Origin of the sequence: Catenulispora sp. EB89, assembly GCF_041261445.1 — a bacterium.
In the GTDB taxonomy this organism is placed as follows: Bacteria; Actinomycetota; Actinomycetes; order Streptomycetales; family Catenulisporaceae; genus Catenulispora.
Map to the genome: position 1 here is coordinate 149,481 of NZ_JBGCCU010000027.1, position 25,529 is coordinate 175,009.

Genomic DNA, 25,529 nt, shown 5'->3' on the forward strand with positions numbered 1-25,529 from the left:
CGCCGTCCCGCCCCGCACCAAAAAGAGCCGCCGCCCCACCCCCGAGCCCCAGCCCGAGCGCGAAGCAGCGGCCCCGCACCAAACCCTCAGGCCCCCCTCAGCCGTACTGCCACAGATAGTCGAGCAACTCGTCGAGCTTCGCCGTGGCCAAAGCGACCACCGAATCCCCGGCCCCGTAGTACAGCCGCAGCTCCCCGCTGTCCTCGTCGTGCACCATGCCCGTGGGGAACACCACGTTCGGCACGTCCCCCCGCGTCTCGTACTCCGCGGCCGGCCCCATCACCCACGCCGGAGAGCGCCGCACCACCCGCGCGGGCTCCTCCAGGTCGAACAGCACCAGTCCGGCCCGGTACAGCGGCCCCGCCGGCATCTGCTTGACCCCGTGGTAGACCGCCAGCCAGCCGTGCTCGGTCTCGATCGGCGCCGGCCCCAGTCCGATGCGCGCCGCGTCCCACCACGGCCCCTCGCGGCTGGCCATCACCGGCTCCGGCGCGCTCCAGTGGTGCAGGTCCGTGGTGCGCGACAGCCAGATGTTGCCGCGGTTGCCGGTCCGGGAGCTGACCGGCCGGTGGTAGAGCACGAACTCGCCGTTCACCCGGCGCGGCAGCAGCGCCGCGTCCTTGTCGTCCGGCGGCATCACCGCGCCCAGCTTCTCCACCGAGTGGAAGTCCTCGGTGGTGGCCAGCGCGACGCACGGCCCCGACGGCCCGTACGCGGTGTACGCGATCACGTACTTCCCCAGCTCGGCGACCCACGTCACGCGGCAGTCCTCCACACCCCACATCGAGGTGTGGTCGCCCGGGTCCTCGGCCAGCAGCGGTTTGGGCTCCACCCGCCAGCCGTGCACACCGTCGGGCGAGCGCGCGACCGTCAGGTGCGAGATCCCGCGCGCGTCCTCGACCCGGCACAGCAGCACGGTCTCGCCGTCGTGGGTCGCGGCGCCCGGATTGAACACCGTGTTGACGCGGTAGGGCCAGTCCTCCGCGGTGAGGATCGGATTGGCGGGCTCCCGTCGGAACAGGTCCCGGATGATGTCGTCTTTGGTCGGCAAAGCCGTTGCCCCCTCAGTTATCGATTGGCGGTGTCCCTGGCGTCGGCCAGACCCGCCCGGATCAGCCCGAGGCGCGCCTGGTAGTAGGCCAACGTCGATTCGGCCCCCTGGTTCACGTTCGTGTCCCCGGACCGCAGCCCGTCCCGGCACCCGCCGGAACCGGCGTCGTACAACGGCAGCCCACGCCGGTTGTCCCCCAGGAACCAGCCGAAGGAACGTCGCGCGAGCCTGGCGTAGCGCTCCTGCCGGGTCACCCGCCACGCCTGCGCGCCCGCCTCGACCACGGCCGCGGCGTCGAGGGGCTGCTCGTCGCCCTCGTCCTCGGGGCGCGCCACCCCCTTGTGCCGCCACAGGTTCCCGACCAGCCGCAGTTGGCCCCGCGCGGAGTCCCCGGAGTCCCCGGAGTCCCCGGCGGGGTTCCCGGCGAAGTCCCCGGCCGGATCCAGCCCGACCTGCTCCAGATACCAGTCCAGCGCGATCAGGCCCCGCTCGGCCATCGCGCCGTCCCCGGCCCGCGCCCCGCCGGCGAGCAGCGCCTGGGCCAGCCGCGCGTTGTCGTACGTCAGCTCTTCCTCGAACCACGGCCACTCAGCCGTCGCAGTGTCCTGCCACGCCGCGTCCAGCCGCTCGACGCACCGTTCGAGCTCCGGCGTCGGCTCCGGGACCCGTACCAGCCCGAGCACCGCGTACGCCATGCTCCGCAAGCTGGTCAGGCCCCTGACCGCGGGCAGCACGTCCATCAGCTGCTCGACGGCCCGCTCCCGGAACTTCTCCGGGACCGCCGGCGACGACGCGACCTCGCCCAGCCCCCAGACCAGCCGCCCGACGTGGTCCCCGGAGTGCGGCTCGTCCAGCCAGCGGCCGTCGACGGTGCGCATGTTCCGGACCGCCTGCGACTCCGGGTCGTAGGCCTGCTGCAGGAACTCCAGGCTCGTGTCCAGCCAGGTGTGCGGGGCCGCCGCGCGCAGCGCCTGCGGCTGCTCCGCGCACAGCCCGGCCGCGACGATCGCCAGCCGCGCGACGTCGTCGACGCAGTGCCCGGAGGCCGGGTCCGGCCGCATCCCCTGGCCGAACTGCATGATCCCGCCGGAGTCGGTGAGCCGGCTCAGGTGCTTCAGCTTCAGCCGCGGCAGTTCGAAGCGCTCCGCGTGCTTCGACTGAGGCTTGTGCTTCGAGCGGTCCGACCGCTCCAGGGCGGCGGCGTTCGCCGCGTTACCCGCGCTCGCCGCTGGTCCCTTCAGGCGACGCTGCGCCGCACACGCCCGCACGATCGCCGCGAACCGCTGCGCCACCGCGTCCCACCGCAGCCCCGCCCCGCGCTCGCGCGCCGCCCGCCGCGCCGCGGCCAGCCGCTCGTCGTCGCCGAGCAGCGTACGGAGTGCGCCGGCGAAGGCCTCGGGGTCCTCCGGCGGAACAGTGATCCCGGCACCGTCACCGAGCATGTCCACAGCGTAGTGGTAGTCCGTCGACACCACCGGCTTTCCGGCGGCCACGGCGAAGGTCAGAGCACCCGACGAGATCTGCTCCCGCGAGCGGTACGGCGTCAGGAAGATCTCCGTCTGCGCCAGGATCGCGCCGATCTCCATCTCGGTCAGGAAGCTGTCGAGGAACACCACCCGGTCCGCGACGCCGGCCTCCTTGGCCGCGCGCATCAGGCTCTCGCGGTAGTCCTCGCCGTTGTTCCGGACGATCTCAGGGTGCGTCGATCCGGCGATCAGGTACGTGACATCCGGGTGCTCCTCGGCGATCAGACCCAGAGCCTCGATCGCGGTCTGCAGGCCCTTGCCGGGCGAGATCAGCCCGAACGTCGACAGCAGCCGCCGGCCGGCCAGCGCGTCCAGCGTCCGCCGGCCCTCCGCGCCGATCTCGTACGACGTCTGGTGATCGGTCACCGGCTCCGGCGCCCCGTGCGGCACGTACACGATCCGGTCCGGCGGCGCGATCCCGGTCCGCACGACCAGCGTGCGCGCCGTCTCGGTGAAGACGGTCACCGCCGCGGCGTCCTGGCACAGCCGGTTCAAGGTCGAGGCCTGCGTCCACGTCGGCTCGGACAACACTGTGTGCAAAGTCACCAGATAAGGCACGCCCCGCCGCGCCAGTTCGCCGGCGAAGCCGGTGATCCACGCCCCGTCGTTGCCGCCGAAGATCCCGTACTCGTGCTGGATGACCACGGCGTCCACGCCCGACTCGGCCAGCCGCGCGGCGGCCTTGCGGTAGTCGGAGTAAGAGTCCTGTCCGATCACGGTGGACACCTCGGCCGGGTAGTCCAGGCCGTCCCGGTCCAGCGCGCAGATCTCGACGGCCAGGTCAGGCGCCGAGTGCGCGAGCGCCGTGGTCAGGTCCTGCGAGAACGTGGCGATGCCACAGCGGCGCGGCGCGTAGGTCGAAACGATCGCCAACCGGGTTCCCAGCGGCGGGTGGGTCTCAGACATGCCCTTCACCTTCCAAGTCCATGGTCCGTGGACGACGCGGAGCGTCGGTGGCGCGCGGATGTAGCGGAGGTATCGGTCGGATGACTGTGTATGGGGGCTAAAGATGATTGAACAACAGTCAGCGTCGCATCCGGATGTTTCGTGACGGAAACAACATTCTGCGACAGTGGGGCATAGAGCCCATGTGATCGTCCGTGGGCTGAGACATCCGTGTCCGTGCTCCAGGCCCGCGATGAGCCGCCGCCGCGCGCGATCATGCTCGCCGCAGCCGTCGTCGCCGCCTTCGCCTTCCGCCCTTTCGAGCGCCACTCCACCCGGCCGGTGTGCTGTTCAGCGCCCTGGCCGGCCTCGCGGCCGCCGCGCTCACCCTCGCGGGTGTCGGCGTCCCGGCCCGCGCAGCACGCGGAAGATGATGTCCGGTCGCAGAAGGGACTCCGGACGATCCATCAGCGACCCCACGCGGATGAAGGCCACGGACATGTCCACGTCGTGGGCCGCGGCCGCGTGCACCTTCGGGAGGTAGGCGTTGATCATGCGGACGGCAGGGGTGCGCCGCCCCCGCACGTCCGGAAACGCCAGGTCGCCGCCCGCCGAGATCTGCCACGGCGGATTGACGGCCTTCGCGATGGCCTGGAAGTAGCGCCGCCATGTCAGCGGCTTGCCGTTTCTGGCGTCCCGGTCGTCGGCGAGCACCGCGCGCATCGCCTCGGCCTGCATCGCGGCAGACGTCATGCCCTGCCCGTAGACGGGATTGAACGCGCTGACGGCGTCGCCGAGCACGAGAAACCCGTCGGGGAAGCTGCGCATCCGCTCGTAGCGGTGCCGGACGTTCGCCGGGTACTGGAAGCCGACCGGGTCGTCCAGCGGCTCGGCGTCGCGGATCGCCTCGAAGATGTCGGGGAAGTGGAGGCTGGCCGCGAAGGCGTCGAAGGCCTTCGGATCCAGCGGCGGACGGTCGCCGAGCATGCCGGCGAGCGTCAGCCGCGCCAGGCCGTTCTCCTGCTCGGCCAGGACCGCGGCACGCTGGTTCTCGGGGGTGGCGTTGTTGAGGATCAGCTGGTCCTTGCCCATCGCGCCTTGCGGGAGGCGGTAGGTGCGGGTGGCGTAGGCGAGGCCGACCTGGACCGTGTCGACGGTCGGGCGGCCGTGGCCGAGGTCGTGGAGCCAGACGGGAGCGCGCGAGGCGCGGCCGGTCGCGTCCAGGACGAGGTCGGCGTCCAGGGCTGTCTCCTGCTCGCCGCCGTCCGCGTGGATCCGGACGCCGGTCACGCGGCGGCCGTCCGGCGTCGCGGTCAGGCCGACGATGTCGTGGCGTTCCAGGAAGCGGACGCCGTCCAGCGCACGTACTCGAGCCCTGACAAGGTTTTCCAGCAGCGGTCTGCCGCAGAGCAGCGACCGCAGACCGATGTCGGTCTGAAGCAGCCGCTGACCGGACAGGAGCAGGCGGACCTGCCCCAGGGCATCCGTGGTCCGGGCCCCGGCGACTTCGGCCTCTGCGACGAACCCGGGGAACAGGTCCTCCAGGATCGACGCGCCGCGCGCCAGCAGCACATGGACGTGCCGCGACTGCGGCACGCCGCGACGATGCCGGGAGCCGGTGGCGAGGACGTCCACGGGGAGGGCGTCGCGCTCGACGACGGTGACCCGCCCGAACGACTCGCTGAGCACCCGGGCCGCCAGCAGCCCGGCCATGCTCGCGCCCAGGACGACGGCGTGGTCGCGGCGTGTGTGTGGCATGCCGATGCCCCCTCGACACAGAATGGCCCGGGCGGAGGGCCCGGGCATCGTTATGGTCGCTGTCGGCGGGTATACGTGGCATCTTCGAGATTGCGACGAGATACCGGCTTACGCCGGAAAAAGCGTGGTCCCGGCGCGGCCGAAGCCGAACCGGGACCTCGCTTCGTCGGGGAGGCCCTCTCTCCCCGAAGTCTCAGCGCCGAGCGCTCACGGCGCTCACGGCACTCACGGCACCATCGGGAACGACCACGCCGGGTCCGGCTCGACCGGCGGCGGCGAGGTCACCTGGCCGTAGTGGCCGGTGGCGATCTGGCCGAAGTTCGCCATCGCCGGGGAGGACGGGTCGAAGTAGTAGTCGTGCGCGCCGATCGGGTCCCAGCTGGGGCCGACGCCGCCGTTGAAGACGTGCGCGCCGAAGGCCGGGGTCACCGGGTCGGTGTTGTGGAAGCCCTCGGCCCAGACGATGGGGTCGTTGTCGTCGCGGGTGGCCCACACGTGCGAGGTACCGTCCGGGACGTGCATCGCCGCCGCGTTGTCCACGTTGATGCCCGGGCTCGCGGCCAGCACCACGTCGTCGGCGCGCAGGCCGCCGGGGGCCTGGGTGGCCTCGCCGACCACCGTGGTGCCGTAGCTGTGGCCGATGACCGTGGTGTGCAGCGGGTCGCTCGCGTCGTGGGTGGCGTACAGGCCCTGCTGGAAGTTGTCCAACACCGGGCCGCCGGCTTCCGCGGGCCCTGAGAACAGCGCGCCGGGAACTGTCGCCGGGGCGTTGTAGTTCATCCACGCGACCGCCGACGTGCTCTGGTTCGGGTCGGCGTTGTGCGCGGAGGCCACGATGCTGTCGGCGGCCTTCGTGTACTGGTCGACGTGCCCGGCCGACAGGTCGGTGCTCACACCGGGGACGACCGTCACCACGTTGTCGGAGGTGTCCGGGTTGCCGCTGGCGACGATCGCGTGCCCGACCCCGTTGGTGTCGATGCCCAGCAGGTACTTCTGCGGCGCGCCGTTGGTGCCGCCGTCGTTGAGCACCTTCTGCAGCTCGTTCATCCCGTCGAGCTTGCCCTGCAGCGCGTCGATCTGCTTCTGGTTCTGCATCGCGTCGAAGCCCTCGGTGTCGTACGGCGACAGGGGCGTGTTCTTCAGATCCGTGATCTGCTGCCGGGTCTGCGTCTGCAGGTTGGACAGCACGGTCCGGTTCGCGGCGTCGCGCACGGTGTCCGGCACGCCGTCCAGCGCCCCGATCTGCGACGGCTCGCCGGCCACGAGCGCCGACCGCTGGTCGCTGCTGAGCCCGTTCCACCACTTGTTCACGTCGGCGGGGCTGGTCCCGGCCGTCGGCGTGGACGGCAGCGTCCCGCCCAAACCCAGGCTCGCGAAGCTGTCGGAGACCATCGTGTCCAGCGAGGCGTAGTCGCTGGCGCAGCACTGCACCGCGCCGTTCAGCGTGCCGAACAGCCCCATGCCGGAAGTCAGGGAGCTGAGCAGACTGTCCTGCAGCTGCCCGTTGACCGAGCCGACCAGCGACCCGATCCCACCGAACATCTCCCCGCCCAGCGCCAGCGACCCGAGCTCGCTCAGCGCACTGTTGCCGGTACAGACCAGGCCCTCCAGGTCCGCGGTGACCAGGCTCATGAGCGGCAGGTCGATGCTGAAAGCGCCTGTGTCGGCCACGACGGCGTCTCCTCGTCCGATTCCGGTGGTGTCCGGCACAGCATGACGTGTCCGCCGACGGCGTCGCGACGGGAGAAGTACCCACCGGGCGATGGTTTTTTAGGCCGCCAGGGGGTCGGTGCGAGTCAGGGAGTCTGACCCCAATAGTTGCTCAAGTCGGTCGCCGTCTTCAGATCGTTGCTGGAGCCGAACGTGAACTTCTGACCAGGGATCTCCGGAAGCAGACGAGCGAGCATCACCGCGTAGCGATGTCTCTCGAGCGTCGTCGACAATCTCTCGCGCTTCGCCTTGTTGCGCCACCCCTTGTAGAGGTCCTCGTCGAGGCCGATCCCGTGCACGATCCCAGCCAGGTCCACATCGCGCTCGCTCGGCCCGGCACCGGTCGCGACCCGCTCGACCCGGGCCAGGGCCGAGGCCGCCGCGTCGGCGTCGAGGAGATGGAGCTGTCCGTACAGGGCGCGGCTCTTCGGTCTGTCCCACGTGAGGACTTCCCGCTCCCGCAGCGACTTGAGGTACGAGAACAGCGAAGGCGAGACCCAGTTCCTGACACATTGTTCGGGATGCCGCCGGCCTTCCTGTGTCTGCCGGGCCTGGAGCAGCACCACCTCAAGCAGCGGCTGCTCGCCGATGTCCGCGTCGCTGCCGGCCGTGACCGTCACGCCGGGCGATCCGTCGGCGCGCCGCAACTGCAACCGTCCTGCCGCCGCCAACTCGGCCATTCCCGCCGCGTTCAACGCGAACTGCATCGCCGCCGACCCCCGCACCACGCCCTTCTCGGCGTCCAGTGCGACCAACAGCAGCTCTTCCCCCAGTGTCAGCACGCTTCGAAGGTAACCCCTGCCACCACCCGCCGCACACCCCCGCCGCGCCGTCGACCGCCACCGACCCCGCCGACCGCCCCTACCGCCCTCAGATTTCCAGAACGTTACCCCGCCGTTATTGCCCAGCCGCCCGACCGGGTGTTGACTGCTCCCCGGAACCGGTTTCGGAACCGGTGCCGTAAGCGGTCGCGAGACCGGTTCCGGTACCGTCCGGGCCGATCCGGGCCCCTGGCAAAGGGCCCGAGGGACAGGCACCACAGCGCGAGCGCACCAAGGCACCGACAACGCACAATGCACGTTGCGCGTTGCGCAGTGCCCGGCACCGCACCAGCACAGCGCACCAAAGCACTGACACATCCAGTGGCACCAAGCCGTCCGAAAGGCGCCGTCCATGCCGATCACCATCGCCGACGTCGCGGCCCGGGCCGGGGTCAGCAAGACCACGGTCTCCCGCGTCCTCAACGGCAAAGGCGAGCTCGACGCCTCCACCGTGGCGCGGGTGCGGCACGTCATCGACGAGCTCGGCTACGTGCCCAGCGCGCGGGCCGTGTCGCTGGCGCGCGGGCGCACCGGCGTCATCGGGATGCTGGTGCCCTCGCTCACCTGGCCGTGGATCGGCGAGGTGATCCAGGGCGCGGTGGACGTGGTGGAGAGCGGCGAGTTCGGGGTCATGCTCTTCACCTGCAACCAGGGCGACGAGTCCATGCGGCGCTTCGCCAGCCAGGTCAACGCCAAGGCCTTCGACGGGCTGCTGGTCATCGAGCCCGAGGGGACCCTGGACTACATCACCGAACTGCACACCGGAGGTCTGCCGGTGGTCCTGATCGACGATCGGGAGAGCCGGCCGCAGTTCGCCTCCGTCGCCACCACCAATCGCGCCGGGGGCCGGCAGGCCGCGAACCACCTGCTGGACACCGGACGCCGCCACCCGCTGGTCGTCACCGGCAAGCTGGGTTTCGGCTGTGTCACCGAACGGCTCGAGGGCTTCGCCGAGGTCTTCGAGGAGGCCGGGCATCCGCTGCCGGCCGAAGCCGTGCTGGAGGGCGACTTCAGCATCGCCTCGGGTCACGCCGCAGTGGCGCGGGCCGTGGCCGACGGGGTCCGGTTCGACTCCGTCTTCGCGCACAACGACCTCTCCGCTGCGGGCGCCTTGCAGGCGCTGAGAGAGGCCGGACTCGCGGTGCCGGGGGACGTCGCCGTCGTCGGGTTCGACGACGTCGAGTTCACCGCGCTCACCGAGCCGCCGCTGACCACCGTCCGCCAGCCCCTGCGCGAGTTGGGGGCCACCGCGGCCCGGCTGCTCACGGCCCACCTCGGCGGCGAGCCCCTGCCGGCCGAGCCGGTCGTCATCCCGACCGACTTCGTCGTCCGAGGCTCCACCGCATCTCAGGACTAGATCAGGACTAGATCCCATCGCGATCCGCCAGGCGCGCCGGCATCGGGCCGTGCCGCGATGCCGCACACCCCCGCACAGGGCGGGCGGCACGGATCCCCCAGCTTGGAGGAGAAGAAATGACCCTCGCGACACCCGGCACCGCAGCCCGGCGACCGCTGGCCGCACTGCTGGCCGCGGGCCTGGCCGTCACCCTCGCCGCCGGTTGCGGCTCGAGCACCAAGGCCGCCGGCGGTTCCACCGGCGGCAGCGGCAAGACGGTGCTCAACGTCGGCATGCCCGACGGAGCGACCCTGCCCGCCAACAACAACCCCTATCTGGACTCCTCGTTCGCCAAGAAGCTCGGCTACACCTGGCTGATCTGGGAGCCGCTGGCCATGCAGGACGAGGCCAAGCCGGACCAGGACCCGCAGCCGTGGCTGGCCACCAAGTGGGTCTGGTCCCCGGACTACAGCAAGGTGACCCTGACCGTCCGCGACGGCGTGAAGTGGTCCGACGGCACCCCGATGACCGCCGACGACGTGGCCTACTCCTTCCAGATCCAGAAGGACCACAAGGAGGTCAACTACTACTCGCTGCCGATCACCGACGTGTCGACCTCCGGCAACCAGGTCACCGTGTCCTTCGACGGCTCGCAGTACGTGAACCGCACGAAGATCCTGTCCACCCAGGTGATCAACAAGAAGCAGTGGTCGGCGATGGCCGACCCGTCGAAGGACACCGTCGCCAACCCGGTCGGCACCGGTCCGTACACCATCAAGACCACGACGCCCTCGACGGTCACCGTCGCGGCGCGCGACGGCTACTGGGGCGCGGCTCCCAAGGTGAAGACGATCAACTTCACCACCTACAGCTCCAACGACACCATGGGCGCCGCGCTCACCTCCGGCGCGGCCGAGTGGAGCTACTACTTCATGTCCGACGCCAAGAGCACCTTCGTGGCCAGGGACCCCGCGCACTACAAGCTCTACTTCCCGGCCCAGCTCTCGGCCGACGGCCTGTGGTTCAACACCACCAAGAAGCCGCTGGACAACCCGCACCTGCGCCGCGCGATGAGCATGGTCATCAACCGGACCGACATCTTCAACCAGGGCGAGGCCGGCTACTTCAAGCCGCTGATCGACAACATCACCGGCGTCCCCACGCCGCAGGGTGAGCCCTACATCGCCGACCAGTTCAAGGGCGTCACGCCGACCACCGGCGTGGCCGCGGCGAAGAAGGAGCTGACCGACAACGGCTTCACCTACAGCGGCAGCACCCTGATGGACCCGACCGGCAAGCCGGTGACGCTGACCCTGACCGACCCGGCGGACTGGAACGACTACCAGACCGACCTGGCGATCATCAAGGACAACCTGGCCACCATCGGCATCAACGCGACCATCGACAAGGCCAACGACGACGCCTGGTTCGACAACATCGCCAAGGGCAACTTCGAGGCCGCGCTGCACTGGACGAACTCCGGGACCACGCCGTACGACATGTACGACCAGATCATGGACTCGGCCGGCCTGGAGCCCATCGGCACCGCCGCGACCGGCGACTTCGGCCGCTACAAGAACCCGGCGGTGGACGCCGCGCTGAAGGCGTACTCCAACGCCACCGACGACGCCAGCCGCAAGACCGCCATGGACAACCTGGAGCAGCTGTTCGTCCAGGAGATGCCGATGATCCCGACCTCGGCCGGCAACCTCGGCGCCGAGTACTCCACGAAGAACTGGAGCGGCTGGCCGACCGCGGACAACGCCTACGAGGCGCCGCAGCCGACCCGGTGGGGGATGGAAGACATCGTCCTGCACCTGACCCCGTCCTCCTGACCGGTCCGACAGGGCCACCGAGCCACTGTGACTCCCTGTGATCAGGGCCGGGTGGCGGCGTTGAGGGGCGCCGCCGCCCGGCCCGTGGAAGGAACCTTTCGATGACCTCCGAGGTGGTCCTGGAAGCCGAGGCGCTGACCAAGCACTTCCCGGTCCGCGCCCACGGCCGTGCGGCCCTGACCCGTACGCCGAAGGTGGTGCACGCGGTCGACGACGTCTCCCTGAGCCTGCGCCGGGGCCGGGTCACCGCGCTGGTCGGCGAGTCCGGCTCCGGCAAGTCGACGGTCGCCCGGCTGCTCGCGCAGCTCTACCCGCGCACCGGCGGCGACATCCGGATCGGCGGCGTGTCCACCGCGGTCAAGGGCGGACGGCAGTTCAAGGCGTACGCGCGCCGGGTGCAGCTGATCTTCCAGGACCCGTTCGCGTCGCTGAACCCGGTGCACACCGTGCGGCATCACCTGACCCGCGCACTGAAGATCCACGGCCGGTACACCGGCGAGGAGTCGCTGGCCGAGCTGCTGGGCCGGGTCCAGCTGACGCCGGCCTCGCTGTACCTGGAGAAGTACCCGCACGAACTGTCCGGGGGGCAACGCCAGCGCGTATCCATCGCCAGGGCGCTGGCCGCCGACCCCGAGGCGCTGCTCGCCGACGAGCCGGTGTCGATGCTCGACGTGTCGATCCGGCTCGGCGTGCTGAACCTGTTGCGGGACCTCAAGGAGCGGCTGGACCTCGCAATCCTCTACATCACCCATGACATCGCCTCGGCGCGGTACTTCGCCGACGAGACGCTGGTGATGTACGCCGGGCGGATGGTCGAGGGCGGGGACTCCGAGACCGTGACCCAGCGGCCGGCGCATCCGTACACGCACCTGCTGGTCCACTCGGCGCCGGATCCCGAGCGCGTGCGCGGCGGATCGATGCCGTACGACGACGAGGACACCGGCGAGCCGCCGAGCCTGATCGACCCGCCGAGCGGCTGCCGGTTCCATCCGCGCTGCCCGAAGGCGATGGAGGTGTGCAAGGCGAAGGTGCCGGAGCGGACGCTGGTCGGCGACGCGCCGGACCACTGGGTCGCGTGCTGGCTGTTCAGCGACGAGAGCGACGGGTCCGCCGCCGCGGTCGACGTCGAGCTCGCCGAGTTGACCGAGCTGGCTGAGTTGACCGAGCTGACGACGGTCGGGTCCGCGACGGCCGAGCCCGAGAAGGCTGAGCCCGAAGCCGCCGAGACTGCCGAGCCCGTCGAAGCCACCGAAAACGCCGTCACCGAAGACCCGGACTCCGAGGAGGCAGCACCGTGAGGTACTTCGCCCGCCGCCTCGGCTTCTACGCCTTCACCCTCTGGGCCGCCATCACCATCAACTTCTTCATCCCGCGCCTGATCCCCGGCAACGCCGTCGACTCCCTGATCGAGCAGCGCCGCGGCGAGGTCGACAGCAAGGCCGTGGAGTCCCTGAACATCCTGTTCGGCCTGGACAAGCACCAGAGCCTGCCGTCCCAGTACTGGCACTACCTGGTCCAGCTCTCGCACGGCGACCTGGGCATCAGCTTCGGCAACTTCCCCGAGCCGGTGACCACGGTGCTGGGCTCGGCGCTGCCCTGGACGCTCGGGCTGATCGGCACCACCACGATCCTGTCGTTCCTGATCGGCACCCTGCTCGGGGTCTTCGCCGGCTGGAAGCGCGGGACCTGGGTGGACGGCCTGCTGCCGGCGACCTCGTTCCTGTCGTCGATCCCGTACTTCTGGCTCGGCCTGATCGCCGTGGCCTGGCTCGCCGGCCCGCTCGGCCTACCGACGTCCGGCGGCTACACGGTCGGCAACATCCCGGGCTGGAACATCGCCGGCGACATCCTCCAGCACATGATCCTCCCGGCCCTGACGATCATCGTCACCTCGATCGGCGGCTGGCTGCTGTCGATGCGGAACATGATGGTCACGGTCACCGCCGAGGACTACATCACCGTCGCGCACGCCAAGGGCCTGTCCGGGGCGCGCGTGATGACCAAGTACGCGGCGCGCAACGCGCTGCTGCCCTCGGTCTCCGGCTTCGGCATGGCCCTGGGCCTGGTGGTCGGCGGCACGTTCCTGGTGGAGCAGGTCTTCTCGCTGCCCGGGGTGGGCCTGCAGCTCATCAACGCCATCTCAGGGCACGACTACCCGCTCATCCAGGGCATCTTCCTGGTCGTGACGATCGCGGTGCTGGCCGCGAACTTCCTCGCCGACCTCGCGTACATGGTGCTCGACCCGCGCACCCGGAAGGAGGGATGACCTCGTGAAGTTCCGATTCCGGCTGCCGAGCGTCAAGGTCACGATCGGCCTCGCGGTCCTGATCGTGTTCACCTTCGTGGCGTTCTTCGGCGCCTCGCTGGCACCCTTCGATCCCTCGGCGCGCAGCAACGACATCCTGCAGAGCCCGTCGGCCAAGCACCTGTTCGGCACCACGCACCTGGGCCAGGACATCTTCAGCCAGATCCTGGTCGGCACCCGCAGCGTGATGTTCGTCGGCTTTGCGGCCGGCATCCTGGCCACGGTGATCGCCGTGATCATCGGCGTCACCTCCGGCTACCTCACCGGCTTCGGCGGCGAGGCGGTGGCGACGCTGTCGAACGTGTTCATCGTGATCCCGGCCCTGCCGCTGATCGTCATCGTCACCAACGTCATCCCGAACTCCGGGGACTGGGCGATCGCGGTGGTCATCGGCTGCACGTCCTGGGCCTGGGGCGCCCGGCTGCTCAGAGCCCAGACCCTGTCGCTGCGCAACCGCGACTTCGTCCAGGCCGCGAAGGCCGGCGGCGAGTCCACCTGGCGCATCGTCGCCGTCGAGATCCTGCCCAACCTCACGGCGATCATCGCCTCCTCGTTCATCGGCACCGTGATGTTCGCCGTCATGACCGAGATCGCGCTGGCCTATGTCGGCGTCTCCGGCATCTCGGAGTGGAACTGGGGCGAGGTCCTGTTCTGGGCGCAGGGCCAGCAGGCGCTGGCGATCGGCGCCTGGTGGTGGTTCGTGCCGGCCGGGCTGTGCATCGCGCTGCTGGGCACGGCGCTGGCGCTGGTGAACTTCGGCATCGACGAGATCGTCAACCCGCGGCTGCGCGGCGGCAGCAAGGCCGTGGTGCGCTACCCCGACGGACGCAAGGCCCGCATGCGGCTCGGATTCACCCCGGTGCTCACGCCGCGGACGGAAGAGGCAGGGAGGGGCGGCCGATGAGCCCGGTTCTGGAGATCAAAGGACTGTCGATCGACTACGGCACCGGCGAGCAGTCGGTCCGCGCGGTCAACCAGGTGGACCTGACGCTGAACCGCGGCGAGGTGTTGGGCCTGGCCGGCGAGTCCGGTTCGGGCAAGTCGACGCTCGCCTACGGCGCGACCCGGCTGCTGCCGCCGCCCGGCGTGGTGACCGGCGGCTCCGTGCTCTACCACCCGGACGACGGCGAGCCGGTCGACCTGCTGCGCATGACGCCCGCCGAACTGCGCGCCTTCCGTTGGAAGGAGCTGTCGATCGTGTTCCAGGGCGCGATGAACTCGCTGAACCCGGTGGCCACCGTGGCCGCGCAGCTGACCGACGTCATCGCCGAGCACCGCCCGAAGTCCACCAAGACCGAGCGGATGGTGCGCGCCGCCGAGATGCTGTCCCTGGTCGGCATCGCCCGGGACCGGCTGGAGAGCTATCCGCACCAGCTCTCCGGCGGCATGCGGCAGCGCGTGATGATCGCGATGGCACTGGTCCTGGAGCCCCGCGTGGTGATCATGGACGAGCCGACCACCGCGCTGGACGTGGTGATGCAGCGGCAGATCATGCGGCAGCTGGCCAAGCTGAAGGAACAGCTGGGCTTCTCCGTCATCTTCATCACCCACGACCTGTCGCTGCTGGTGGAGTTCAGCGACCGGATCGCGATCATGTACGGCGGCCGGATCGTCGAGGAGGCGCCGGCCGTGGAGCTCTATGACAAGTCCCTGCATCCCTACAGCGACGGGCTTCTGCATTCGTTCCCCGCGTTGCGCGGCCCCCGGCGGGAGCTGACCGGCATCCCCGGATCCCCGCCGGACCTGCGCGACATGCCGGTCGGCTGCGCGTTCCAGCCGCGCTGCCCGAAGGCCTTCGACCCCTGCGGTGTCTCGCCGCCACCGCTGGTCCGGCCGGCCTCGGACCGGACCCGGTCCGTGGCCTGCTACTTGCACCCGTCTGCGTGAGCTGTATCAGAATATTGAGGAGAACCATGTCTTTGGAGCTTCCCCGCGACTTCCGGTGGGGCGTCGCGACCTCGGCGTACCAGATCGAGGGGGCGGTGGATGAGGACGGCCGGACCCCGTCGATCTGGGACACGTTCTGCCGCGTCCCCGGCGCGATCGAGAACGGCGAGGACGGCGACGTCGCCTGCGACCACTACCACCGGATGCCGGAGGACGTGGGGCTGATCAAGTCGCTCGGCGTCGACACCTACCGGTTCTCCGTGGCCTGGCCGCGCGTCCAGCCGGGCGGTCGCGGCCCGGCGAACGCCGCCGGGCTGGCGTTCTACGACCGGCTGGTCGACGAGCTGCTGAGCGCCGGGGTCACGCCCTGGCTCACGCTGTACCACTGGGACCTCCCGCAGGAGTTGGAGGACGCCGGCGGCTGGCCGCACCGCGACACCGCCTACCGGTTCGCCGACTACGCCGAGCTGGTCTACGAGCGCCTCGGCGACCGCGTCGAGCACTGGACGACCCTGAACGAGGCCTGGTGCTCGGCGTGGCTGGGCTACGTCGAGGGCGTGCACGCCCCGGGCCGCCGCGAGTTCGCCGACGGCATCGCCGCGATCCACCACCTGCTGCTCGGCCACGGCCTGGCGACCCAGCGGCTGCGCGCCGCGGCCGAGGCCGCCGGCCGCCCGATCGACCTGGCGATCACGCACATCCTGGGCAACGCGATCCCGGCCTCCGACTCGCCGGTGGACGTCGAGGCCACCCGGCGCGGCGACGCCCTGCACTTCCGCATGTACATGGACCCGATCTTCAAGGGCGCCTACCCGGCGGACCTGCTGGAGGACCTGGACGCGGTCGGCGTGCCGATCCCGGTCCAGGACGGCGACCTGGAGATCATCAGCGCGCCCCTGGACACCCTCGGCGTGAACTACTACCGCTCGATGAAGACCACCGGCTTCGCCGCCGACGGCTCGACCACCGACGCCGCCGGCCGCCCGGTGACCCGCACCGTCGACTTCGGCGACCTGCCCAAGACCTACATCGACTGGGAGGTCATGCCGGACGACTTCGCGAACCTCCTGGTCCGCATCGGCCACGAGTACGCCGGCATCCCGCTGGTGATCACCGAGAACGGCGCGGCCTACAACGACGTCCCCGACGCCGACGGCTTCGTCGACGACGAGGACCGCACCACCTACATCGCGGCCCACCTCGACGCCGTGGCCCAGGCCCGCCAGCGCGGCGCGGACATCCGCGGCTACTTCGCCTGGTCCCTGATGGACAACTTCGAGTGGGCCTACGGCTACGACAAGCGCTTCGGCATCGTCCGCACCGACTACCGGACCCAGGCCCGCACCCCCAAGCGCAGCGCACTCTGGCTGCGCGACACGATCGCCCGCGCCCGCCGCCCCCTGGGCGACGACTGACGCGGGAAGCGCCCGGGGCCGATCGCAGCCGGCCCCGGGCGCTCGGGGCGGGGACCGTCGTGCGCCGGTTCCCGCCCTTTTTTGCGTGCGCGGGCATGCGCGTGTGCGGGTTCTGTGGGCGCCGCCGGGCAGAGTGGACGCGATGGTTTTCGATCGCGGCGACCGCAGGAGAGACACGTGCACGAGACGGTGGCGAAGCTGGCGGCCCTTCTCGGACCGCCTCAAAGACCGGTCACGCCGGTGCCGTGGCACCTGCCGCGTTCGGAGGCTGGCATAGATTTCCCCGCCGACTTCCGTGATTTCGTCGACCACTTCGGCGGCGGCCAGTTCCGGCGGGAGCTCGGTATCCGCGCGCCGTCGGCGTGGCCCCACGAACCGGGCGCGCCCACCGGATTCAAGGGCTTCGTCTGGGCCACCACGCAGGACGGCGGTATCGGCGACTATCTCGCCGGCGCTTATGAGGACGGGGACTACGACGAGTGTCCCTACCCCGTCTACCTGGACAGTCGCGATCTGGTACCGGCAGCTGGCGGAACGGGACACCTTCGACGGTGGCTTCGCAGCCTTCTTACTCGCTCTCGTGACGGGCGCGTACCCGATGGCCGACGAGCTGCTCCCGCCTCCCAACCCGGAGGTCCCGGAATGGGAGACGCACGACGACTGGGACCATCCGCCCGAAGGCATGGTCATCGAGGGCTGGTAGCCGGCCCCGCCTCCCGAAGAGCGGCGTTCTCGAAGCCGAACACCGGAAGCAGCCGCGGATCCCCGAACGAGACGATCCGCCCGACGCGATCGCCGATGACCTCGAGCACGACGACGCCGTACGGCTGATACCGCCCCTGCGCATCGCGCAGATACCCGGCGACCGCCGGACAGCCGTTGGCGCCGCCCGCCACCGGGAACATGCGCCACAGGCCCGGCGTGCCGAGGACCCGGTCGCGCAGCACCGGGATGCAGTTCTCCAGGCCCTTGAACCAGGCGCGGATCGGCGGCGCCTCGATCGCGGCGTCGTGGAGCAGCAGCCGGGTCAGGGCGTCCGCGTCGGAGTTCTCGAAGGCTTTGATGTACCTGTTGAGCACCGCCTTGGCCTGCGGCGCGGTCGGCTCGGCGATCTCGTCGGCGGCCGGTGCCCGCTCCTGCAAGGTCGCGCGGGCCCGCTGCAGCGTGCTCTTCACCGATGCCGTCGAGACCTCCAGCATGGCCGCGACCTCCGCCGCCGGAAACGCCAGCACGTCCCGCAGCACCAACACCGCCCGCTGCCGCGCCGGCAGGTGCTGCAGGCTCGCGACCAGCGCCAGCCGCACCCCCTCGCGCGCGGCGACCACCGACGCCGGGTCCTCGGCGTCGGTGGTGACCAGCGCGTCCGGGACCGGCTGGAGCCACTGCTCCCGCAGGTCCGGTTCGAGCTGCGCGCTCTGCGTGTACCGCTCCGGCGGGCCCAGGCCGGACGGCAGGACCCGGCGATCCGCGTCGCGCCGCCTGGCCAACGCCGTCAGACAACCGTTGGTGGCGATCTGGTAGAGCCAGGTCCGCACCGACGAACGCCCCTCGAACCCGCCATGGTGCCGCCAAGCCCGCAGATACGTCTCCTGCACGAGGTCCTCGGCGTCGAGCACCGAGCCGAGCATGCGGTAGCAGTGGGCGAACAGCTCCCGCCGGTAGGGCTCTGTCTCCCTGGCGAAATCGTCGGCGAATTCGTCGCCGTAGTCGGCGTCCGCGGCGTCGGCCATAGGCGCGTCCCTACACCTCTCGTCCGAGGTACGCGGCCAACCGGTCCGCGGCGCACGCACCATCCGGAGCAGCACGCTCCGGCCCGAACGATGCCTCAGTGTCCGGACCGCGCAGCGCGTCGGTGATGGACACTTCGGCCAGCCCGAGCAGCGCCACGGCGAGCTCTGGCACGAGATCGGTGTCCTGCCCGAGGGCGCGCGCGAGATCCCAGCCGTGCGTGAACTGGTCGGTGGCCGCGAACTGCGCCAGCGCCGTGCCGGGGAACTCCCCGAAGGGCACCGTCACCATCCGCTCCGCGGCGCCCGGCGCTCCGAACGCGTCGAGCGTGACGCGGATGCTCTCCTCATAAGCGGCTACGAAGTCACCAGCACGCGCACCAGCACGCGCACCGGCACCATCACGCTCACCGCCGACGAAGTCCGCGCCCTCCGCGGCCTCCAGGCCCGGATCACCGGACACCATGGCCGCCCACCAACGCGCCGCACTGATGATGTGATTGATGAGCGCCCGCACATCCCACGACGCACACGGCGTCGGCCTCGCCAGGTCCTGCGGCTCGACCTTCCGCAGGACACCCATCGTGCTGTCGAAGGCTGAGCTCAAATCCACACCCCGGCCCACGCTCGGTTCCGTCATCGTCGATCCTCTCATCCGCGAACGGCGAACTGCCGCCAACCAGGCAGACTCGGCGCGCGTCGGAAAGGAATCGGTCATGGTCGCGACCAGCGGCGAACCGGGGGAATCGCTCGGGGCGGGGGCCGTTGTGCGCCGGCTCCCCGCCCCTTGGGGCCACCCGGGACCTCAGCTACGAACCTGACGGACAGGCGCCCGCAGCACCTGCCGGCGATGCCACCCCAGATGCTCCGCGTCCGGCACCGGGAACCCGCCCTGCAGCGCCCGCAACGGCCGGTCCAGCAGGTCCAGGACCTGCCGCTCGGCGCTCGCCGACCGGCCCACGAAGTGCGCGGTGACCATGATCCGGTGATCGGTGGCGACGCCGAGGACGCCCTTGTCGAAGAGCTTGTGGTGCAGCGCGCACAGGCAGATGCCGTTCGCGACGTCGTCCGGCCCCGCGAACGCCCACCAGCGCACGTGCGCCGCGTCCAGCCCGACCGGAGCGCCGGCGAGCAGGCCGTCGTAACCGCAGAACGCGCACTGGTATTCGTACGCCAGCAGCACATCCTTGCGGAACTGCGCCCCGCGCACCCGCTCCGCCTTCGCCGTCCGCACGGCCGTGTCGCCCGGCGCTGGTCGGATTCGGCGGCCCGAACTCCACCAGCAGCTGGTCCAGCTCGGCGCGCGCCTGGTCGAACCGGATCGGCGCGCCGCCGTCGCGCTGGAAGCGGCCGAGCGCGAACAGCAGCAGGAGCGGCTTGTGCGGCGCGCGGTTGCCGTTCTGCGCCCACTGACGGATGGCGTCGACGCGGTGGATCCAGTCCATCCGGTCAGCGTAGGAAGCCGCCGCGCGGCCGACAAACGCCGAAGCGGCGACGCGGCTAAGCCCCGAAGCCCCGAAGCCCCGAAGCCCCGAAGCCCCGAACTGAACGCGTCGGCGAGCCCGCAACGGTTCCCCGACCGGTCCCCGCCCGACCCCGAGCCCCCCGACCGGCCCCACGCCGTGGCGCCCGCCCCCACCCGGGCCCACGATGGGACAAAGCCGACCTTGCGGTGACCATGCTGGAGTTGCAGAGGTGAACAGCGAGGAGGGTGGTTCCTCGGTCTGGTCCGGGCCTCGGCTCGCGGTGTCTCGCCTGAACTGGGAGGGTCGGCACTCCGAGGCGATCGACCTCGCGGACCGGCTGCTCGCTGAGCTCACCGACCCGCAGGAGATCCTGGGCGTCCTGCTCGCCAAGCTCTCGGCGCTGCTCAACACCGACCGGCTGCGCGAGTGCCCCGTCGTCATCGACGCCGCCTGGCACGCCGCCCAGGCCAACGGTGCGGCGCCCGCCGACCTCGGCGAGTTCCACGCCCTCGCCGCGTTCTTCGCCTACCGCGAGGGCTCGCTGGAACGCTGCGTCACCAACCTCGTCCGCGGCGCCCGCGCGCTGGAGGCCACCGCCACCGACGTCCGCGCGCTGCGGCCCTGGATCGCGATGGCCGTCACCTACTCCTACGTCGGCTTCCACCGCCACGCCGTCGCCGCGCAGGGCCACGCCGAGCGCATCAGCCGGCTGGGCACCGCCATGGACCGCAAGCTCGCCGCGCACCCCGAGATCAAGGTCCGGCACGCGGTGTGGCTCGACCAGCGCGGCGAATCCGTGGCCGCCAAAGCCCTGCTCCGCGACCTGGTCGTGCACCTGGGACTCGACGACCTCATCGAGATGGAGCGCGGCTACCTCGGCTACGCGGCGGCGCGGTACGCCTCCCTCGGCGGACGCGTCGACGTCGACGTCCACGCGCTGCTGGACAGCACCGCCGAGCCGATCCTGGAGAACGCCGAGATACGCCGCCTCGGCCACGCCGCGCTCGCCATCGCCGAATACCGCCCGGCGCTCGCCCTCCAACTACTCAAGGACGCCAGCACCACCCACACCCGGCTCGGCGCCGCCGAAGTCCCGCACCTCAAAGCCATGGCCTACGCCGTCCAGGGCGACTACGCCTCGGCCTACAAAGCCGCCGGCGAAGCCACCCTGAGCATCGCCGAGGCCGCCGACCCGATCTACGACCTGTTCGTCGACGGCATCACCGCGCGCCTGGACTTCGACGAACTGCGCCGCAACGTCAGCCGCTACACCGACGAGGCGCACACCGACTCCCTCACCGGCCTGCCCAACCGCCGCCACCTGGAGCGGTACGTCGAAGAGCTCACCCGGTCCGGCCGCACCGCCATGCTCGGCGTCGGCGACCTGGACCACTTCAAGGAGGTCAACACCATCCACGGCCACCTGGTCGGTGACCAGGTCCTGGAACAGGTCGCGGCGATCCTGTCCCGCACCCTGCGCGGCGGCAGCTTCCTGGCCCGCTACGGCGGCGACGAGTTCGTCATCATCCTGCCGGGCACCACGCCCGCCGAGGCCCGCGCGGTCGGCGACCGGCTGCGCGCCGCCGTCGAGGCCCACGACTGGAACGACCTTGCGCCCGGCACCCCCGTCAGCTTCACCGTCGGCTTCGCGCCGCTCGACGGGCCCGGCGGCCTGCCCGCCGCGTTCCGCACCGCCGATCTGCTGATGCTGCGCGCCAAACAGTTCGGCGCCCGCCGCCCGGGGACCTGGCCGGACGGCGATGACGACTACGAGCCAGGCTACTGATACCTCACTTGATACGTCTCTTGATACGTCACTGATGCGCCGCTGATGTGTCGGGACGGATCAAGCCCGCAGCCGTGCCACCTCCACCCGGGCCCACTTCACCGCCTCGACATACGTCGGAACCAGCAGCAGCAACGTCGCGACCTCGACCAGAACACTGATCAGCGACTGCGGCGACGGCTGCCAGCCCCGCTCGGTGAAGCCGAACACGCCGACCGTCCTCGACGCCGCGAACCCGCCGAGCGCCCCGGCCGCCGCTCCCGCCGCGGCCAGCCGCAGCAGCACGGGCCCGCCGGCCAGGACCAGCGCCGCCACCGCGAAGGACGCGCTGGCCTGAAGCAGGAACAGCACCCCCACGACGTGGATGAACCGGTAGCCGGTGACATACAGCTGAGCGTGGATATAGCCGCTGACCGACAACGTGGCGGCGCTCGCGACCCGCAGCCCGACGTCGAGCACCGTCCGGGACTTCATGCCAGCCTCGTGTCGGTGATGGCCAGCGCCGAGTCGCTGGTTTTGTACGTTACGGTGCGGATCCCCAGCGCCTCCTTGAGATGCCCGGCCGGCAGCACCTGCGGTGTCGGGGCCGGCGCCTTGCCGGGAGCGGGAAGTGGATAGGCGGTCGTGGTCGCGGAGTGGAAGGTGACGTTGCCCTCGGTCTTGCTGAACAGCTGGTGCACGTGCCCGTTGAGGCAGGTGACGGAGCCGAACCTTTTCAGTAGCGCCAAGACCTGCAACGCGTCGTCGGTGCTCCATCCCCACGCCGGATACATGGCGAACAGCGGGATGTGGCTGAACACCACGATCGGTGTATCAGAGCTCAGACCTGCGACGTCCCGGCGCACGAAGTCGATCTGGTCGTTGCCCAGATGCCCGAGCTTCTCCAGACTCAGGGTATTGACCAGCGCGATGAAGTGCACGCCGTGGGTGTCGAACGAGTACCAGCCGTCGCCGGTCGTCCCCGCGCCGAACGTCTGCCGGTAGGCGCGCCCGGAGTCGCCGACCGAGTCGTGTTCGCCCGGCACGGTGAACACCCGCTCGGTGCGTACCTGGGTCAGCATCTGCCGGACCTGGTCGAACTGCGCCGCCGTCGACAGATGGGTCAGGTCGCCGGTGTGCATGACGAAGTCCGGACGGAATCCCAGGGTGTTGACTTGGTCGATCGCCTCGGTGAACGAGGCGGTGACGTCGGTGTTCGCCGGGCCCGCGAAGCCGATGTGGCTGTCGGAGATCTGGACGAATCGCAGGGCATTGGCATCGGCGGCCGTCGCCGCGGCCGCGGCGCTGTCCTTGTCGTGCGCGACGTGGCTGATCACCTCGCCGCCGGCGACGGTGAGGACGACCGCGGATCCGAACCAGCCGGCGTGGCGGATCAGCTGGCGGCGGGTCATGCCGTGCTCGTCGTTCGTGGCTTGCTCTTCGGTCATGGCGTCACCGTCACTGTCGCGGTCATGAACGGGTGGATGGTGCACAGGTACGAGTACGTGCCGGGCTTGGTGAACGTGAACGAATAGCTCTGGCCGGTGGCCAGGGCCGCCGACGCCAGCGGTCCGCCGGAGCCCTGGCTGGTGACCGTGTGCGCGTCGCCGTCCTTGTTCGTCCAGGTCACCGTGGTGCCGGCCTTCACGGTCAGGGCGGCCGGCGCGAACGCGAAGTTCATGATGGCCACGGCGTTGCCGGACACCGGCGCGGCCGGCGCGGTGTTGGAACCGCCTGCTGAGCCTGCTGAGCCCATGGTCATGGTCATGCCCGGCATCGACGTGGCGTCGGCGCCGGTCCCCGTGCCGGCGACCGGCCCGGTCGCGGTGGCGCCGGGCGCGCCGGCCAGCGACTGCCCGCTGCCCGGCACGATTGCCGTGCCGGTGCCGGCCGCGGCCGGGTGGGACGCGGCGCTGCTGCACGCTGCCGTCAGGGCGAGCGTGGCCACGGCCAGGCCGGCCAGGGCTGCGGTACGCGAACGGCCGGGATCGCCGGGGCTTCGGCCGACTCTCGGTTTCATGTGATTTCGACTCCTGATTTCGTCTGCTCGATGCGGGACCGGCCGGTGTCCGATGCGGGCGGACACCGGCCGGCGTCCCCCATGACCAATAGCCAGGAGGGTTACAGCGGCCGGGTGTAACCCGGATCCCTATCTCTTCGTGAGACCGGACCTACCGGCACCGACGGACGCTCTGCGAGGTCGATCACGGATGGCGCTCTACGATGAGGTGTGAGCAGGAGGCGCCTGGCGCTACTCGTCAGGGCTCTGGAGCACGGCGTGACCGCCGCGCGGCCTGAGCAGTCGGGGCAGTCAGGGCAGTCGGGGCAACCCGGACATCCCGCGCAGCCCCGAGCCCTGCCCACCGCCGCGTACCCCGGCTGGGAGGCGATCTACGCCGACAATGTCGAACGGATCTACCGGCTCATGTACGCCAAAGTCGGCAACCGCCACGACGCCGAGGACCTGACCTCCCAGGTGTTCCTGACCGCCTTCGGCCCGCTCCGGGCCACGGCCAGCGTCGGCGAGGTCCGCGCCTACCTGCTCACCACGGCGCGCACCGTCCTGGCCACGCACTGGCGCTCCACACTGGGGCACCAGGTCACCGTGATCGACGTCGACGAGGCCGGCCTGGAAGACTTCACCGGACCGGCCGAGGACGAGCGGGCAGGCCGCACCGCCGAACGCATCGGGGCGATCCTGTCAGGACTCCCGGAACGCCACCGCGCCATCCTGACCCTGCGCTTTCTGCGCGGATACTCGATCAAGGCCGCCGCCGCCGAACTCGGCGTAACGGTGGCCAACGCCAAAGTCCTGCAACACCGCGCCCTCCGCCGCGCCGCGGGGCTCGACCAGGAAGGGGAAGCGTCATGAAGCGCCCGATCGACCGCTACGTGGACAGCCTGCTGCGCCGTCGCCGCCCCGCACCCTTCGCCCCCACCGAGGACGACATCGCCGTAGCCCGAGCCGCCATCGACCTCGCCGCCGCGGCTCCCGACGCCCAACGCCCGCGCGAGGCGTTCGTAGAGGACCTCCGCCGCCGCATCGCCGACCGCCAGGACGCCCCGCAGCCCGCGGCGGCGCTGCCGGCAGCGCACCGCAACCGGGGACGCCGCCGGTTTCTGACCGCCACCGCGCTCACGGCGACGGGGGTGGTCGCGGGGGTGGTCGCGGACCAGGCGGCCGTGGGCCCGGCGTCGCCGGTCACGGCGGAGCCGGACCTGACGCCCACGGTCGGTACGTGGCAGAACGTCATGAGCGAGGCCGACCTCGCCGAAGGAGCGGTGCTGTCGTTCGACCTCGGCGCAGTCTCGGGCTTCGTCCGGCGGGAGTCGGGACGCGTGCAGGCCGTCTCGGGCTTCTGCACGCACCAGGGCTGCCGCCTGCGGCTCGACACGCCGCACGAGCAACTGGCGTGCCCGTGCCACGGGGCCACGTTCACGCTGGCAGGGGGGCCGTTGGTCCGGCCTGCGGGCGGTTCGCCGCTGCCGGCGCTGCCTCGGTTGCCGGTGCGGATCGATGGCGGGCAGATTCAGGTTTATGCGCCGAGTCAGGCTTGAGTCGGGGCTGGGTTAGGGCTGGTGACGCGGTTCGTCTGTGTTGCGGGTTGTTCCGTGGTTTTGCAGGCGATTTTTAGGCGTTGCTGACCTGTGTGTTGCTGGGGTGGCGGGTGCGGTTTGGTGGTGGGTTTTAGGAGCTTTTTACGGCTTCGCAGGGCTTTAAGAAGGATCCGCTGGGTGGCGCAGTTCGGTGGTGCCCCGCAGGTTACGCTGGCGGCTGGCGGTTGTTCGTGTGCACGACCGCGCGCGGGTTCGAGTCACTGCGCACGCGTTTGGTCTGGCGGCTGGCGGCCGCGTGTGGTGGGCACGAGAGTCAAAGACAGGGCCTCCGGCGGCGCCTGCGCGGCGAGCGGCCTCGCTCCGGGGAGAGGGGCCGCGCTGTCTGCCGGCGGACACTGCTTGTGGTCGCCTATGTCCCGGGTTCCCCGTCGCATCGTCGCCTCACGGAAGCAGACCGGTCCGCAAGAGCGGGGAGTTAAGGGTT

Annotated in this window: 21 protein-coding genes and 1 pseudogene; 11 read left to right on the forward strand and 11 right to left on the reverse strand. The window is 70.6% G+C overall.

Going from position 1 to position 25,529, the window contains the following annotated elements; all coding sequences use genetic code 11:
- Positions 1 to 97: 97 nt before the first annotated feature.
- The 5 genes from ABH920_RS40265 to ABH920_RS40285 all read right to left on the reverse strand — a co-directional run bounded on the left by ABH920_RS40265 (position 98) and on the right by ABH920_RS40285 (position 7,712).
- On the reverse strand, positions 98 to 1,051 hold the full coding sequence (locus tag ABH920_RS40265) for a glycosidase (RefSeq protein WP_370354570.1): 954 nt from the start codon (positions 1,049 to 1,051) through the stop codon (positions 98 to 100).
- A gap of 17 nt (positions 1,052 to 1,068) precedes the next feature.
- Positions 1,069 to 3,483, reverse strand: a complete 2,415-nt coding sequence (locus tag ABH920_RS40270; RefSeq protein WP_370354571.1) for a glycosyltransferase — start codon at positions 3,481 to 3,483, stop codon at positions 1,069 to 1,071.
- Positions 3,484 to 3,846: 363 nt separating this feature from the next.
- Positions 3,847 to 5,220, reverse strand: coding sequence for an FAD-dependent oxidoreductase (locus ABH920_RS40275; protein WP_370354572.1), 1,374 nt, complete (start codon positions 5,218 to 5,220; stop codon positions 3,847 to 3,849).
- A gap of 225 nt (positions 5,221 to 5,445) precedes the next feature.
- Positions 5,446 to 6,891 carry an alpha/beta hydrolase gene (locus ABH920_RS40280; RefSeq protein ID WP_370354573.1) on the reverse strand — a complete coding sequence of 482 codons (1,446 nt, stop codon included), beginning with the start codon at positions 6,889 to 6,891 and terminating at the stop codon, positions 5,446 to 5,448.
- Between the two features lie 125 nt (positions 6,892 to 7,016).
- Positions 7,017 to 7,712 carry a GPP34 family phosphoprotein gene (locus ABH920_RS40285; RefSeq protein WP_370354574.1) on the reverse strand — a complete coding sequence of 232 codons (696 nt, stop codon included), beginning with the start codon at positions 7,710 to 7,712 and terminating at the stop codon, positions 7,017 to 7,019.
- A gap of 391 nt (positions 7,713 to 8,103) precedes the next feature.
- On the opposite strand from ABH920_RS40285, the gene ABH920_RS40290 reads away from it, so the two are divergent.
- The 8 genes from ABH920_RS40290 to ABH920_RS40325 all read left to right on the forward strand — a co-directional run bounded on the left by ABH920_RS40290 (position 8,104) and on the right by ABH920_RS40325 (position 17,232).
- Positions 8,104 to 9,108, forward strand: a complete 1,005-nt coding sequence (locus tag ABH920_RS40290) for a LacI family DNA-binding transcriptional regulator (protein ID WP_370354575.1) — start codon at positions 8,104 to 8,106, stop codon at positions 9,106 to 9,108.
- 116 nt (positions 9,109 to 9,224) lie between these two features.
- Complete coding sequence (locus ABH920_RS40295; RefSeq protein ID WP_370354576.1) at positions 9,225 to 10,922, forward strand: ABC transporter substrate-binding protein; 1,698 nt, start codon at positions 9,225 to 9,227, stop codon at positions 10,920 to 10,922.
- A 101-nt stretch (positions 10,923 to 11,023) separates the two neighbouring features.
- Positions 11,024 to 12,220 (forward strand): ABC transporter ATP-binding protein, encoded by a 1,197-nt coding sequence (locus ABH920_RS40300; RefSeq protein ID WP_370354577.1) that lies wholly within the window; start codon positions 11,024 to 11,026, stop codon positions 12,218 to 12,220.
- On the forward strand, positions 12,217 to 13,188 hold the full coding sequence (locus ABH920_RS40305; RefSeq protein ID WP_370354578.1) for an ABC transporter permease: 972 nt from the start codon (positions 12,217 to 12,219) through the stop codon (positions 13,186 to 13,188). The genes ABH920_RS40300 and ABH920_RS40305 overlap by 4 nt, the downstream gene beginning before the upstream one ends.
- A 4-nt stretch (positions 13,189 to 13,192) precedes the next feature.
- Entirely contained in the window at positions 13,193 to 14,131 is a 939-nt protein-coding gene (locus tag ABH920_RS40310) for an ABC transporter permease (protein ID WP_370354579.1), read from the forward strand.
- Complete coding sequence (locus ABH920_RS40315) at positions 14,128 to 15,114, forward strand: ABC transporter ATP-binding protein (RefSeq protein WP_370354580.1); 987 nt, start codon at positions 14,128 to 14,130, stop codon at positions 15,112 to 15,114. The genes ABH920_RS40310 and ABH920_RS40315 overlap by 4 nt, the downstream gene beginning before the upstream one ends.
- Positions 15,115 to 15,140: 26 nt before the next feature.
- Positions 15,141 to 16,529 (forward strand): GH1 family beta-glucosidase, encoded by a 1,389-nt coding sequence (locus ABH920_RS40320; RefSeq protein ID WP_370354581.1) that lies wholly within the window; start codon positions 15,141 to 15,143, stop codon positions 16,527 to 16,529.
- A gap of 580 nt (positions 16,530 to 17,109) precedes the next feature.
- Positions 17,110 to 17,232, forward strand: a complete 123-nt coding sequence (locus tag ABH920_RS40325) for a hypothetical protein (RefSeq protein WP_370354582.1) — start codon at positions 17,110 to 17,112, stop codon at positions 17,230 to 17,232.
- Here ABH920_RS40325 and ABH920_RS40330 read toward each other — a convergent pair.
- The 3 genes and pseudogenes from ABH920_RS40330 to ABH920_RS40340 all read right to left on the reverse strand — a co-directional run bounded on the left by ABH920_RS40330 (position 17,216) and on the right by ABH920_RS40340 (position 19,701).
- On the reverse strand, positions 17,216 to 18,259 hold the full coding sequence (locus ABH920_RS40330; protein ID WP_370354583.1) for a sigma-70 family RNA polymerase sigma factor: 1,044 nt from the start codon (positions 18,257 to 18,259) through the stop codon (positions 17,216 to 17,218). The genes ABH920_RS40325 and ABH920_RS40330 overlap by 17 nt on opposite strands.
- 10 nt (positions 18,260 to 18,269) lie before the next feature.
- Complete coding sequence (locus tag ABH920_RS40335; RefSeq protein ID WP_370354584.1) at positions 18,270 to 18,896, reverse strand: TIGR03086 family metal-binding protein; 627 nt, start codon at positions 18,894 to 18,896, stop codon at positions 18,270 to 18,272.
- Positions 18,897 to 19,061: 165 nt separating this feature from the next.
- Positions 19,062 to 19,701: pseudogene (locus ABH920_RS40340) on the reverse strand (HNH endonuclease).
- Positions 19,702 to 19,951: 250 nt separating this feature from the next.
- Here ABH920_RS40340 and ABH920_RS40345 point away from each other — a divergent pair.
- Positions 19,952 to 21,508, forward strand: a complete 1,557-nt coding sequence (locus tag ABH920_RS40345; protein ID WP_370354585.1) for a GGDEF domain-containing protein — start codon at positions 19,952 to 19,954, stop codon at positions 21,506 to 21,508.
- Between the two features lie 60 nt (positions 21,509 to 21,568).
- Here ABH920_RS40345 and ABH920_RS40350 read toward each other — a convergent pair whose 3' ends face one another.
- From ABH920_RS40350 to ABH920_RS40360, 3 genes are read right to left on the reverse strand one after another with little or no spacing between them, the layout of a single operon-like run.
- Positions 21,569 to 21,982, reverse strand: coding sequence for a hypothetical protein (locus ABH920_RS40350; RefSeq protein ID WP_370354586.1), 414 nt, complete (start codon positions 21,980 to 21,982; stop codon positions 21,569 to 21,571).
- Entirely contained in the window at positions 21,979 to 22,935 is a 957-nt protein-coding gene (locus ABH920_RS40355) for a metallophosphoesterase (RefSeq protein ID WP_370354587.1), read from the reverse strand. The genes ABH920_RS40350 and ABH920_RS40355 overlap by 4 nt, the downstream gene beginning before the upstream one ends.
- A complete protein-coding gene (locus tag ABH920_RS40360) occupies positions 22,932 to 23,507 on the reverse strand; it encodes a plastocyanin/azurin family copper-binding protein (RefSeq protein ID WP_370354588.1) in 576 nt (191 codons plus the stop codon). The genes ABH920_RS40355 and ABH920_RS40360 overlap by 4 nt, the downstream gene beginning before the upstream one ends.
- Before the next feature lie 210 nt (positions 23,508 to 23,717).
- Here ABH920_RS40360 and ABH920_RS40365 point away from each other — a divergent pair, with 210 nt between their 5' ends.
- Positions 23,718 to 24,359 carry an RNA polymerase sigma factor gene (locus ABH920_RS40365; RefSeq protein ID WP_370354589.1) on the forward strand — a complete coding sequence of 214 codons (642 nt, stop codon included), beginning with the start codon at positions 23,718 to 23,720 and terminating at the stop codon, positions 24,357 to 24,359.
- A complete protein-coding gene (locus tag ABH920_RS40370) occupies positions 24,356 to 25,045 on the forward strand; it encodes a Rieske (2Fe-2S) protein (RefSeq protein WP_370354590.1) in 690 nt (229 codons plus the stop codon). Before ABH920_RS40365 ends, ABH920_RS40370 begins: the two co-directional genes overlap by 4 nt.
- Positions 25,046 to 25,529: the final 484 nt, after the last annotated feature.

Bases quoted from the DNA above. Each gene is read 5' to 3' on its own strand.
- ABH920_RS40295 (WP_370354576.1), top strand. From the start codon at position 9,225: ATGACCCTCGCGACACCCGGCACCGCAGCCCGGCGACCGCTGGCCGCA.
- ABH920_RS40290 (WP_370354575.1), top strand. From the start codon at position 8,104: ATGCCGATCACCATCGCCGACGTCGCGGCCCGGGCCGGGGTCAGCAAG.
- ABH920_RS40355 (WP_370354587.1), bottom strand. From the start codon at position 22,935: ATGACCGAAGAGCAAGCCACGAACGACGAGCACGGCATGACCCGCCGC.
- ABH920_RS40330 (WP_370354583.1), bottom strand. From the start codon at position 18,259: ATGGCCGACGCCGCGGACGCCGACTACGGCGACGAATTCGCCGACGAT.
- ABH920_RS40370 (WP_370354590.1), top strand. From the start codon at position 24,356: ATGAAGCGCCCGATCGACCGCTACGTGGACAGCCTGCTGCGCCGTCGC.
- ABH920_RS40350 (WP_370354586.1), bottom strand. From the start codon at position 21,982: ATGAAGTCCCGGACGGTGCTCGACGTCGGGCTGCGGGTCGCGAGCGCC.
- ABH920_RS40335 (WP_370354584.1), bottom strand. From the start codon at position 18,896: ATGACGGAACCGAGCGTGGGCCGGGGTGTGGATTTGAGCTCAGCCTTC.
- ABH920_RS40270 (WP_370354571.1), bottom strand. From the start codon at position 3,483: ATGTCTGAGACCCACCCGCCGCTGGGAACCCGGTTGGCGATCGTTTCG.
- ABH920_RS40315 (WP_370354580.1), top strand. From the start codon at position 14,128: ATGAGCCCGGTTCTGGAGATCAAAGGACTGTCGATCGACTACGGCACC.
- ABH920_RS40320 (WP_370354581.1), top strand. From the start codon at position 15,141: ATGTCTTTGGAGCTTCCCCGCGACTTCCGGTGGGGCGTCGCGACCTCG.
- ABH920_RS40300 (WP_370354577.1), top strand. From the start codon at position 11,024: ATGACCTCCGAGGTGGTCCTGGAAGCCGAGGCGCTGACCAAGCACTTC.
- ABH920_RS40275 (WP_370354572.1), bottom strand. From the start codon at position 5,220: ATGCCACACACACGCCGCGACCACGCCGTCGTCCTGGGCGCGAGCATG.
- ABH920_RS40360 (WP_370354588.1), bottom strand. From the start codon at position 23,507: ATGAAACCGAGAGTCGGCCGAAGCCCCGGCGATCCCGGCCGTTCGCGT.